12 protein-coding genes are annotated in these 10,792 nt (G+C 72.6%); 7 read left to right on the top strand and 5 right to left on the bottom strand.

Annotated features, from left to right (window positions below):
- Positions 1 to 146: 146 nt before the first annotated feature.
- The 3 genes from BBK14_RS04540 to BBK14_RS04530 all read left to right on the top strand — a co-directional run bounded on the left by BBK14_RS04540 (position 147) and on the right by BBK14_RS04530 (position 3,796).
- A complete protein-coding gene (locus BBK14_RS04540; protein WP_071059950.1) occupies positions 147 to 1,274 on the top strand; it encodes an NAD(P)/FAD-dependent oxidoreductase in 1,128 nt (375 codons plus the stop codon).
- Positions 1,275 to 1,281: 7 nt separating this feature from the next.
- The gene (locus BBK14_RS04535; RefSeq protein WP_071059949.1) at positions 1,282 to 2,637 is read left to right on the top strand and encodes an amidohydrolase family protein; all 1,356 of its coding nucleotides are present in this window, start codon (positions 1,282 to 1,284) and stop codon (positions 2,635 to 2,637) included.
- A 151-nt stretch (positions 2,638 to 2,788) separates the two neighbouring features.
- On the top strand, positions 2,789 to 3,796 hold the full coding sequence (locus BBK14_RS04530) for a LacI family DNA-binding transcriptional regulator (RefSeq protein ID WP_071059948.1): 1,008 nt from the start codon (positions 2,789 to 2,791) through the stop codon (positions 3,794 to 3,796).
- A 59-nt stretch (positions 3,797 to 3,855) separates the two neighbouring features.
- On the opposite strand, the gene BBK14_RS04525 is transcribed toward BBK14_RS04530, so the two are convergent.
- Positions 3,856 to 4,245, bottom strand: coding sequence for a winged helix-turn-helix transcriptional regulator (locus tag BBK14_RS04525; RefSeq protein WP_071059947.1), 390 nt, complete (start codon positions 4,243 to 4,245; stop codon positions 3,856 to 3,858).
- A 102-nt stretch (positions 4,246 to 4,347) separates the two neighbouring features.
- Here BBK14_RS04525 and BBK14_RS04520 point away from each other — a divergent pair, with 102 nt between their 5' ends.
- On the top strand, positions 4,348 to 4,971 hold the full coding sequence (locus BBK14_RS04520; RefSeq protein ID WP_071059946.1) for an NAD(P)-dependent oxidoreductase: 624 nt from the start codon (positions 4,348 to 4,350) through the stop codon (positions 4,969 to 4,971).
- 12 nt (positions 4,972 to 4,983) lie between these two features.
- On the opposite strand, the gene BBK14_RS04515 is transcribed toward BBK14_RS04520, so the two are convergent.
- From BBK14_RS04515 to BBK14_RS04500, 4 genes are all read right to left on the bottom strand, one after another.
- Complete coding sequence (locus BBK14_RS04515) at positions 4,984 to 5,625, bottom strand: CatB-related O-acetyltransferase (RefSeq protein ID WP_071059945.1); 642 nt, start codon at positions 5,623 to 5,625, stop codon at positions 4,984 to 4,986.
- A gap of 200 nt (positions 5,626 to 5,825) precedes the next feature.
- Entirely contained in the window at positions 5,826 to 6,593 is a 768-nt protein-coding gene (locus tag BBK14_RS04510; RefSeq protein ID WP_071059944.1) for an SDR family NAD(P)-dependent oxidoreductase, read from the bottom strand.
- Between the two features lie 30 nt (positions 6,594 to 6,623).
- Positions 6,624 to 7,655, bottom strand: a complete 1,032-nt coding sequence (locus tag BBK14_RS04505; protein ID WP_071059943.1) for a phosphotransferase family protein — start codon at positions 7,653 to 7,655, stop codon at positions 6,624 to 6,626.
- On the bottom strand, positions 7,652 to 8,842 hold the full coding sequence (locus tag BBK14_RS04500) for an acyl-CoA dehydrogenase family protein (protein ID WP_071059942.1): 1,191 nt from the start codon (positions 8,840 to 8,842) through the stop codon (positions 7,652 to 7,654). Before BBK14_RS04500 ends, BBK14_RS04505 begins: the two co-directional genes overlap by 4 nt.
- Positions 8,843 to 8,985: 143 nt before the next feature.
- Here BBK14_RS04500 and BBK14_RS04495 point away from each other — a divergent pair, with 143 nt between their 5' ends.
- The 3 genes from BBK14_RS04495 to BBK14_RS41995 form a co-directional block, all read left to right on the top strand.
- Positions 8,986 to 9,582: a TetR/AcrR family transcriptional regulator gene (locus BBK14_RS04495; protein ID WP_241831131.1), complete on the top strand. Its 597-nt coding sequence runs from the start codon at positions 8,986 to 8,988 to the stop codon at positions 9,580 to 9,582.
- A gap of 85 nt (positions 9,583 to 9,667) precedes the next feature.
- Positions 9,668 to 10,576: a pyrophosphohydrolase domain-containing protein gene (locus BBK14_RS38720; RefSeq protein WP_198541175.1), complete on the top strand. Its 909-nt coding sequence runs from the start codon at positions 9,668 to 9,670 to the stop codon at positions 10,574 to 10,576.
- Between the two features lie 142 nt (positions 10,577 to 10,718).
- Positions 10,719 to 10,792, top strand: a 74-nt coding sequence (locus tag BBK14_RS41995) for a helix-turn-helix domain-containing protein (protein ID WP_157904211.1), incomplete at its 3' end; no start/stop codon positions are given.

Here is a 10,792-nt window from a genome sequence, read left to right as displayed (position 1 = left end):
GGATCATGTGTCCAATTTACCCACACTTTTTCCAGCCTAACAGTGGCACTGGAACGGGCATTTGTTTACGCCGCACTAGTTACTGAAACTAGTTTCAAGAGTGCGTGACGCGGCGAGAGCCGACGGCCCGGAGGGAAAGGATCGGCATGGCTGAGAACGTGGTCGTCATCGGTGCCGGTGCCTACGGCGCGGCGGTCGCCGCCTCGCTGGCGCGCCGCGGTGCCCGGGTCGTCATCGTGGAGGCCGGCGCCCCCGCGGGCGGCACCTCCGGTGCGACGTTCGCCTGGATCAACGCTTCCAGCAAGCAGTCACACCCGTACCACGCTTTCGGGGTCGCGGCGATGGACGCCCACCGCAGGCTGGCGGCCGAGACGCCCGCCGGCGACTGGTACCACGAGTCCGGCAACCTGCAGTGGGAGACCGCCGACGACGAGCACGAGGTGCTGCGCCGGAAGGTCGCCACCGTCGTCGCCTACGGGTACGAGGTGCGCTGGCTCAGCCGGGCCGAGGCGCTGAAGCTCGAACCGGACGTGGATCCCGCCGCGCTTCCGGCGGACGAGATCGCCTACTTCCCGCGGGAGGGGTGGGTCGAGCCGGCCCGCCTGGTCGGCCACCTGCTCTCGAGGGCGGTGTCCCGGGGCGCCGAGCTGGTGACCGACGACCCGGTCGTCAGCCTGCGGATCGCCGCTGGACTGGTACGTGCCGTGGGCCTCGCCTCGGGTCGCTCGATCTCCGCGGGCGCGGTCGTGAACTGCGCGGGGCCGCGCGCCGGCGCGATCGCCGGGCTCGCCGGCCTGGATCTGCCGATGCGCAACACCCACGGCGTGCTCGTCCACACCTCCCCGGTCACCGTCTCGGTATCCCGCGTCATCCACGCGCCGGACGTCCACCTGCGGCCGGACGGGGGCGGACGGCTGCTGCTGCACACCCAGGCGATCGACGGCGCGGTGCGTATTTCCGGCAACGGTGAAATGAGCGCGGACGGATCGGCGGTCGAGACGATCCTCGAGGCGAGCCGGGTGCTCTACCCGGGAATCCGGGCGGCGACGGTGGAGAAGGTCCGGATCGGTGAACGGCCCATTCCCGGGGACGGCCTGCCCGTGCTGGGGCGGGCGGCCGAGCTGCCCAACTTCCATTTCGCCGTCTCGCACAGCGGCGTGACCCTGAGCGTGCACGCCGGTGACCTGGTCGCAGCGGAGGTGACGGGGGAGGACCGCGGCGACGAGCTCGCCGCCTTCCGGTTCGAGCGGTTCCACCCGGCGGGGGCCCGGTGAGGGGCGGATGACGCGCACGGTCGTCCTGAACGGAGGTGACCTCGTCGACGGCCGGGGAGGGGAACCGCGGCGCGACGTCGACATCATCGTCGTGGGCGACACCGTCCGCGAGATCACCCCCACCCGGTCCGCCGAGGCGTACGTCGCCGTTGACGAGATCGTCGACTGCGCCGGAAGGCTGGTGCTTCCGGGCCTCGTCAACAACCACACCCACGGCACCGCGTTCGGGCCGCTGTTCCCCAGCGGGCAGGTGGGCCTGCCGCGCGAGCAGGTGCTGGCCAACCTCGACCGGCATCTGCTGGAGGGGACGACGACGGTGCTCTGCGTGGACGGCTTCGTCACCGCGGCGGATCTCGCCGGCACGGACGAGGCACATCCGGTCAACGTCCGGCTCGCCTCCTGCAACACCCCGGCCTGCCTGGCGGCGGCGACCATCGTGGACGGCGGCGGTCTCACCGAGGCGAACCGGAGGTTCACCGCGCGGCAGGCAGTCGACGCCGGCGCGGTGGCCCTCGGCGAGATCGGGGCCGGGCACACCCTCGGCGGGGGAGGGGCGTGTTACCGGTACATCCCGGTTGAGATCGAGCGGCGCAGCGGCGTGACGATCACGCCGCGGCAGGCCAGCGGGCTGCGGGACGCGGTGCTGGGCCGGCACATCTCGGCGTCCGCGTTCGACCGGGACGGCGTCGATCGGGCGCTCGCGGACGCGGGGCTGGCGGGCCGACTGTCGGTCGAGGAGGCGCGTGAGATCGTCTCGGCCGTCGTGCTGCCGGCCTTCGACGTCGCGCTGCGCGGGCTCACGGAGGCGGCCGACCAGGCCCGTGAGATGGGCGTCCCGGTGGTGGTGCACAACGCGGCCGCGTCGATGACCCAGGTCGCCGCCATCGCGAGGACCGACGTCCCACTGGTCGCGGGGCACTCGAACCACTCGAGCTTCGGGCTGCGCGAGGCCCTCGACCACGCCGAGCGGCTCAAGGAGCTCGGCGCTGTCCTGGACGTCTCCACCCTCGACACGTTCGGCGCGCGGCGGCTGACGACCGGCCCCGAGCTGCTCTACGCGATGTTCTCCGCGGGGCTGGTCGACACGATCTCGACCGACTACGCGGGCGGCCACCACGACCCGGTCCTGCTCGCGATCGACCGGGCCGTCCGGGCGGGCGTGGTGACCCTGCCGGCCGCGGTCGCGATGGCGACCGCCAACGCCGCGGACGCCATCCCCGGCCTGGCGCCACGCCGTGGCCGCGTCGTCCCCGGGGCCATCGCCGACCTGGTGGTGACCGACCCGGCGGAGCTCCGCGGCGTGGGTACTGTCATGGTCGGCGGCAGGTTCGCCGTTCGCGACGGCCGGTGCGTCGCCCGCTGACGGGCCGCCCTCCTGACCGGGCATCCGACGGCCGCCTACCGACTGGACAGCCGCCGGGACGTCAGCCCGCAGGGCACCCGACCGGAGCGTCGGCCGACCAGGCGGCCTGACCGGGCACCGCCGGAACCGTTCGGAGGGACGCGCAGCGACCATGGCGAAGCGAGTCACCATCGGTGACGTCGCCGCGCACGCCGGCGTCTCCACGGCGACGGTCTCCCGCGTGCTCAACGGGGGCGCCGTCACCGAGGCGACCGCGACCCGGGTGCGGGAGGCGGTCACCGCGCTGGAGTACAGCCCCAACGCGCTCACCAGAAGTATCTTCGCCGGTCGCTCCAGCACGATCGGGGTTGTCATCCGTGACCTGAGCARCCCCTTCTACCTCGACCTGATCCGTGGCATCGACGACGTGGCCGCCGCCAACGACAGCCTCGTCATGCTCGCCAACACGTTCCGCCAGGCCGACCATGAAATCGCGCTCGTCAGGATGATGGACGAGCACCGGGTGCGCGGCCTGATCGTGACCGCCGGCGAGCAGACCGACAGCCGCACCCGCCGCATGGCCGAGACCGGCACGCCGTGCGTGATCGTCGCGCGTACCGTGCGGAACCCTCCGCCCGACCTGCACGCCGTCAGCCTCGACAACGTCGGGGCCGGTCGTCTGATGGCCAGGCATCTGGTCGGGTGCGGGCGGTCGTCCGTCGGGATCGTCACCTCCGGGAGCCGCCCGTCCCAGCTCGAGCGCACGGCGGGGCTGCGGCAGGCGCTCATCGAGCTCGGACGTCCGCTGCCCGCGGACGCGGTGGCCGTCGCCGAGACGGCGGAAGAGGCCGACCATGCTGTCGGCGCGCTCCTCGCGCGCGCGCATGCTCGCGGAACGCCGTTGGACGCGGTCGCCTGCGCCACGGGCCGCCTGACCGTCGCCGCGTACTCGGCGCTCACGGCTCGCGGCCTCGCCATTCCCGACGACATCGCGTTCGTGACGATGGACGACTTTCCCTGGGCCACCGCGCTCGGGATCACCGTGATCACCCAGCCCTCGTACGAGATGGGCCGGCGGGCAGCCGAGCTCGTCGTCGAACGTCCCGGTGAAGCGGTCAGCATCGTCTTCGAGCCGACGCTGGTCGCCCGCGGCTCCGCCGGCGAGAGAAACAGTCCGTGACCTGAGCAGCAGCGGTCAGTGTTCCGGGACGCCTCGGTCAGGGCCGCCGGGCGGGCTCGTCACGAGCCGGTGGGGTCCAGGCGGCCCGCGCCGTCGTGCGCCTCCCGGGCTTCGAGCAGCTCGGCCCAGTGCTCCTCCGCCCAGGCGCAGGCGGCGGCCATCGGCTCCAGGATGCTGCGGCCCAGGGGGGTCAGCTCGTACTCCACCCGCGGGCTCGGCCCGGCGTACACGGTGCGCCTGACCAGACCGTCCCGCTCGAGGGAGCGCAGCGACGCGGTGAGCACCTTGGGAGAGACCCGGCGCAGCGGAACCCGCAGCTCGGAGAAACGGCGCGGGCCGTGCTCGAGGCACCGGATGACGAGAGCCGCCCACTTGTCGCCGAACCGGATCGGGTTGAGCGAGGACGGGCACAGCTCGTCGAACATGTCGGAGGGCAGCGGTTCCCTCATGCCGGCATGGTAGCCGCTATCCGGGAGGTAACCGCTGTCCCCCATAGCGTCCGGGCACTGGCCGGGCGTGAGGGTTCCGGCTCCGGTGAGAGGCGGTCCCGCATGAACATCGTGATCTTCGGCGCCGGGGGTCGGGCCGGCCGGGAGGCCGTCGCCGAGGCGTGCCGGCGCGGTCACCAGGTCACCGCCGTGGTGCGCGACCCGGCACGTCACCAGATGCCGTCCGACGTGCGGGTGGTGCGGGGCGACGTCGTCGATGTGGCGAGTGTCGAGGAGGTGGCGGCCGGGCACGACGCCGCCATCAGCGCCGCCGTCGACCTGGCGGTGCCGTCCCACGATTTCTTCACCGCGTCGGCCCGTGCGCTGAGCACCGGGCTGCCGACGGCCGGGGTGCGCCGCCTGGTGATGGTCGGCCTCGCCTCGATCATGGCCGGGGCGGCCGGTGTCCCGTTGATGGACGAGCCCGCCTTCCCGACGGAGTACCGTCCCTTCGCCCTCGGCCATGCGGCGGGTCTCGACGAGCTCCGGGGCCGCGATCTCGACTGGGTGTACGTCGCACCCGCCGGCGACTTCGATCACGACGGCACGCGCACCGGCCGCTACCGCGTCGCCGGGCACGCGGACTGGGCGAGCCGGATCACCTACGCCGACTTCGCGATCGCGCTGCTCGACGAGATCGGGACACCGGGCCACCACCGCGCGGCGCTCATCATCCGGGAGGCGTGACCCCGCACCCGGCTACCTGGGGGCCGCGGCCTCGAGGTCGTCGACGCTGCCGGCCATGATGGTGCGGATGTGCCGGGTGATGTGCTCGATCGGCCAGTCCCACCAGGCCAGCGCCAGCAGGCGGGCGACGTCCGCCTCGCTGTGGCGCAGGCGGAGGAGCCGCGCCGGGTCGCCCCCGACCACGCCGTAGTCGGGGACGTCGTCCACGACGACCGAGCCGGACCCGATGATCGCGCCGTGGCCGATGCGGACGCCGGGCATCACCATGGCGCGGTAGCCGAACCAGACGTCGTTGCCGACCACGGTGTCACCGCGGCCGGGCAGGCCGGTGATGAGGTCGAAGTGCTCGGCCCAGGAACCGCCCATGATCGGGAAGGGGAAGGTCGACGGGCCGTCCATGCGGTGGTTCGCGCCGTTCATGATGAAGCGCACGCCCGCGCCCAGCGCGCAGAACCGGCCGATGACCAGTTTCTCCGGCCCGTAGTGGTACAGCACGTTGCGGGTCTCGAAGGCGGTCGGGTCGTCGGGGTCGTCGTAGTAGGAGAACTCCCCGACCTCGATCAGCGGCGAGGTGCACAGCGGCTTGAGCAGCACCACCCGCGGCTGCCCGGGGACCGGGTGCACCACGGTCGGATCGGCGGGCACGTCCGCCATCACCAACCACCCCCCATCAGGCCAGACCCACCAGCCCCCCCAAAAAACCAACCCCGACACCGCACCCTTTAACCCATTTTGCCCGACCCCCGGCCTTGATCGTCATGATGTGTGGCGGTCTGATGAGTCTATGGACACGCCCACCCGCCACACTTCGCCGGCGCCGGTCTGGTCCCGGCCAGCTGGCTGGGGGTGGGGGTTCAGTGGCCGGACATGCCGCCGTCCACCGCGAGCGTTGATCCCGTGATGTAGGAGGCTCCCGGACCGGCCAGGAAGACCACCGCCGCGTCCAGCTCGTGCTGCTCGCCGAGCCGGCGCAGCGGGCTGGTGTTGCCGATGAACGTCATCAGCTTGTCTGGTGGGATCTGTGCCGTCATCTCGGAGGCGAAGTATCCCGGGGCGATGGCGTTCACCCGGATCCCCCGCCGGCCCGACCACTGCTGCGCCAGGTCCCGGGTCAGCCCGATCAGCCCGGCCTTGCTGGCGGCGTAGGCGGCCTGCGGTGCGTAGGACTTGATGAGCCCGAGAACACTGGCGATGTTGATGATGCTCGAGCCCGGCTCCATCACCCGGGCGCACGCCTGCGCCGCCCAGTAGGCGCCGTTGAGATTGACGTCGATGACCCGCCGGAACTCCTCCGGCCGCTCGTGGAGGGCGGGTACCGCGGTGCCGACTCCGGCGTTGTTGACCAGGATGTCGATCCGGCCGAACTCGGCGACCGCCGCCTCGGCGAGGGCGGTGCACTGCTCCGGGTCGCTGACGTCGGTGGTGACCGTGAGCGCCCGCCGTCCCGTCCCGCGCACGTCCCGCACGACCTCCTCGAGGCGGTCGGCGCGGCGGGCGGCGAGCACGACGTCCGCGCCGGCCTGGCCGAGCGCGCGGGCGAAGCCGACGCCGAGCCCCGAGCTGGCGCCGGTGACGACGGCGACCCTGCCGTCCAGCCGGAACAGGTCCAGCACGTTGGTCATGGTGTCTCCAGGGTCACGGTCTCTCCCAGGTCAAGGTGTCTCCAGGTTTCCGCTCAGGGCGCGCAGCCCGGCCGCGGCGAGTGGTGCCGTCGCCTCGCCGACGGAGTCGAACCCGGCGCCGCGGGTCACGCCCTGCTCGAACCGGTAGTGGATGCCCTCCGCGATCACCGCCACCTTGAAGTAACCGAGTGCGAGGTAGAACGGGAAGTTGCTCAGGTCCCGGCCGGTGGTCTCGGCGTAGCGGTTGGTCAGCTCGCTCGCGGCCGGCAGGCGCGGGCTGGTGGACGCCGCCGAGCCGCCCAGCACCGGCGCGAACGCCGGATCGGAGTAGGCGATGTGCACCCCCAGGTCGGCGATCGGGTCGCCCAGGGTGGCCATCTCCCAGTCGACGACCGCCCGCACCGCCGCCGGTTCGCCCGGAGTCAGGATGACGTTGTCGATCCGGAAGTCGCCGTGCACGATCGACGCGCCGCTCTCCACCGGGTGTGCCTCGGCGAGCCTGGCGTACAGGGCGTCGACGTCGGGCAGGGCGCGGGTGCGGATCCGCTGCCACTGGTCGTTCCACCGCCGTACCTGGCGGCCGAGATAGCCCTGCGCGCGGCCGAAGGCGCCCAGCCCGACCCCGTCCGGGTCGACGGAGTGCAGCCGCGCCAGCACGTCGATCAGGGCGTGGGCGCAGCGGTCGATGTCGATCTGGGGGAGCGTGTGCAGCTCCTCCTCGGTGCGGATGACCGGGCCGGGAACGTACTCGACCACGGAGAACGGCACGCCCAGCGGATCGCCCTCGCTGTGGGCGACCGCGCGGGGGACGGGGACCACGCTGTCGGACAGGGCTGACACCACGCGGTGCTCGCGGAGCACGTCGTGGGCCGACGGGGTGAGCCCACCCAGCGGCGGCCGCCGCAGCACCCAGCGGGTCGTCCCGTCGGTGAGCAGGTACGTGAGGTTCGAGCGGCCGCCCGACAGCCGCTCGGCCGTCAGCTCGCCGCGGAAACCGGGGATCCGCTCGGCGAAGAAGCGGTCCAGCGCCGGCAGGTCCAGCCCCTCGACGGCGGTTCTCACCGGGCGGCCGCGGCGTGCTGCCTGATCGCCCGGCGCGCGATCGCCCAGCGATGGGTCTCGGACGGGCCGTCGTAGATCCGGAACGGGCGCACCTCGCGCAGGAACCGGCTCAGCGGGACGTCCCCGGACACCCCGAGCGCACCGCAGATCTGCAGGGACCGGTCCACCACCCGCCACACCGCCTCGGCGCAGAACGTCTTGCCGATCGACGTGGCCTGCGCGGCCGAACGGCCCTGGTCGAGCTCCCAGCAGGCCCGCAGGATGAGGCCCCGGGAGGCGGCGATGTCGATCTCGTTGTCGGCGATCATCTGCTGGACCATGCCCAGCTCGCCCAGCCGCGAGCCGAACAGCTCACGCTCGTTGGCACGCCGGATCGCGATGTCGTTGGCGTGCCGGGCGATGCCCAGCCAGCGCATGCAGTGCGTCATCCGGGCCGGGCCGAGCCGGACCTGCGCGTTGCGGAAGCCCGCGTCGACCTGGCCGAGCACGGCGTCGTCGGGCACCTCGCAGTCCTCGAAGAGCAGCTCGACGTGGCCACCGAACAGGCTCTGGTCGAGCGTCTCGATGTGCCGCACCGTTTTCATGCCGGGGTTGTCCGCGTCGACCAGGAACATCGTCGCGCCGCCCGCGTCCCCGGGGCTGCCCGAGGTGCGGGCCATGCAGATCGTGACCGCCGCCCCGTCGCCGCCCGTGATGAACCACTTGCGCCCGTTGATCCGCCAGCCCCCGTCGACCCGCTCGGCACGGGTGGCCAGCGCGCTGGGGTCCGACCCGGCGCCGGGGGCGGGCTCTGTCATCGCGAAGCAGGACCGGATCTCGCCGGCCGCGAGGGGGCGCAGGTAGCGCTCCTTCTGCGGGCCGGAGGCGACGGCCTCCAGCAGGTGCATGTTGCCTTCGTCGGGGGCGGCGATGTTCAGCGCGAGCGGCCCGAGCAGCGCGTACCCGGCCTCCTCGAACACCGCGGCCCGACCGCGCATGTCCAGCCCGTGGCCGCCGTACCCGGTGCTGACGTGCGGGGCGAACACGCCCGCCTTCCGCGCGGCGTCCTGCAGCTCGCGCCGCACCGCCTCGGAGGGGACCGGGTCCCGGTGCCGCTCCTCGACCGGGAGCACCACGTCACGGACGAACCGCGCGGTGCGCTCGGCGAGGTCGGCGACCGCCGGCTCGGGCGCGAGGTCAACCACCATCGGATCTCCTGGCTGCCGCAGGGGCTAATGACTATTAGCCGGATGCTAGACACGGCTTTGTGCTGGCTGCAAGTGATCCTGACTATGATGCGAGGTGACGGTGGCCAGGTTTGGCTATCACCTGTTAGCGATCGGGGAGGGGCGTGGCTGGAAAGGACGTGGTCCGGCCCAGTTCGGTGCGGTCCGCGCAGATCCGCGCCGCCGCGCTCGACCTGTTCACGCGCTCCGGCTACGAGGCCACCACGATGGCCGACCTCGGTGCCGCCGTCGGCATGCGTGGGCCCAGCCTGTACAAGCACGTCGCGTCCAAGCAGGACGTCCTCGAGCAGATCATGACCGGCACGATGGAGGCGCTCCTGGCCGCGCACCGGGCGGCCGTCGCGACCACGGCGGACCCGGTGGAACGGCTGCGGCGCGCCACGGAGGCGCATGTCCGGTACCACGCGCGGCACCGGCTGGAGGCGTTCGTCGGGAACCGCGAGATCCGCAGCCTCACCCAGCCCAACCGCGAGCGTGTGCTGGGCCTGCGCGCGGAGTACGAGCGGTGCTTCCGGGACCTCATCGAGGCCGGCCTGCGGGCGGGGCGGTTCCAGGTGGAGTCCGCGAGGCTGGCCTCGTACGCGATCCTCGACCTGGGGATGGGCGTCGCGGTGTGGTTCCGCGATGACGGCGAGCTGACCGAGGACGCCGTGGTCTGGCAGTTCAGCCAGTTCGCCCTGCGCATCGTGGGCGCATCGTAGGCGCGGCCGGCTTCGGCCAGCGATCAGGCGTGCGGGTTCCGGCGGTAGCGTCGACGTGGTGATTTCCCTCCCGGACCGGCCGGCGGTGCCTGACCCCGCGCTTCCCGTCGCGGCGATCGACGCCGCCGTGCGCGCGCTCGACGTGAACGACGCGCGCAACGGGATCGGGCCCCAGGAGGGCCTGGCGCTGCGGGTCCTGAAGCTGGTCGAGGAGTGCGGGGAGGCGAGCGCCGCCCTGATCGGCCTGCGCGGCCAGAACCCGCGCAAGCCGCGCTCCTCCGAACAGGATCTGGTGGACGAGCTTCTCGACGTCGCGCTCAGCGCCCTGGTCACGGCGGCGTCCCTGACCGGCTCCTGGGCCGAGCGGTTCGGCGACCAGGTGCTGACCAAGACGTCGCGGCTGGTCGCGGTGGTACCAGGAGGGCTGGCGGCGGCGTCACCGGCACCGGGCGCGGTGCCACCGGCGGCGCCGGCCGTGGCGCCGGGTGTCGACCCCGGTGGTGATCCCGGTGTCGACCCCGGTGGTGATCCCGTCCGGCCGGCTGGCCGCGGACGCGGCATCCCCACCGCGCCGTCCGTCATGGCGATGGTGCGGGAGTTCCACGGCGCGCTGGGCGACGACCTGCCGGGCTTGCCGCGTCTCCAGGACGCGGCGACCCGCCGGCTGCGGCGCGAGTTCCTGGCCGAGGAGGCCGCGGAGGCCGTCGCCGCCGACGAGAACGGCGACCTCGTCGGCCTCGCCCAGGAGCTGGCCGACGTCGTGTACGTCGCCTACGGCACGGCCGCCCGGTACGGGATCCCGCTGGACGCGGTCCTCGCCGAGATCCACCGCGCGAACCTGACGAAGGAGGCGCATCCCGCCGGCGGCAAGGCGGTCAAGGGCCCGACGTTCCGACCGGCGGACGTCGCCGCTGTCATGGGCTTCACACCCGCGGCACCCGCGGAGGTCGGTGGGCCGGCCGGGCGAGCCGTCGACGAGCGCGCCGAGCCGTAGCCGGCGGGCCTTGACCTGAACCCGACTTCAGCCCCGACGCTGATCGGCATGACCGGGACACGTGGCGCGCGGGCCCTGTCCTTCAGGGCAGGGTTAGCGCATCAACGACAGAGCGACAGGGAAKTTCGTTATTCTGTCGGCTATGGGTTCTCGGGTGGTGAAGCGGGCATATCGTTATCGCTTCTACCCGAATCCCGAGCAGGCCGCGCAGCTGGC

This window comes from Parafrankia soli (assembly GCF_001854695.1).
Lineage (GTDB): Bacteria > Actinomycetota > Actinomycetes > Frankiales > Frankiaceae > Parafrankia > Parafrankia soli.
This window is presented reverse-complemented; position numbering and strand designations above follow the sequence as displayed.

Bases quoted from the DNA above. Each gene is read 5' to 3' on its own strand.
- BBK14_RS04540 (WP_071059950.1), top strand. From the start codon at position 147: ATGGCTGAGAACGTGGTCGTCATCGGTGCCGGTGCCTACGGCGCGGCG.
- BBK14_RS04535 (WP_071059949.1), top strand. From the start codon at position 1,282: ATGACGCGCACGGTCGTCCTGAACGGAGGTGACCTCGTCGACGGCCGG.
- BBK14_RS04525 (WP_071059947.1), bottom strand. From the start codon at position 4,245: ATGAGGGAACCGCTGCCCTCCGACATGTTCGACGAGCTGTGCCCGTCC.
- BBK14_RS04520 (WP_071059946.1), top strand. From the start codon at position 4,348: ATGAACATCGTGATCTTCGGCGCCGGGGGTCGGGCCGGCCGGGAGGCC.
- BBK14_RS04515 (WP_071059945.1), bottom strand. From the start codon at position 5,625: ATGGCGGACGTGCCCGCCGATCCGACCGTGGTGCACCCGGTCCCCGGG.
- BBK14_RS04510 (WP_071059944.1), bottom strand. From the start codon at position 6,593: ATGACCAACGTGCTGGACCTGTTCCGGCTGGACGGCAGGGTCGCCGTC.
- BBK14_RS04500 (WP_071059942.1), bottom strand. From the start codon at position 8,842: ATGGTGGTTGACCTCGCGCCCGAGCCGGCGGTCGCCGACCTCGCCGAG.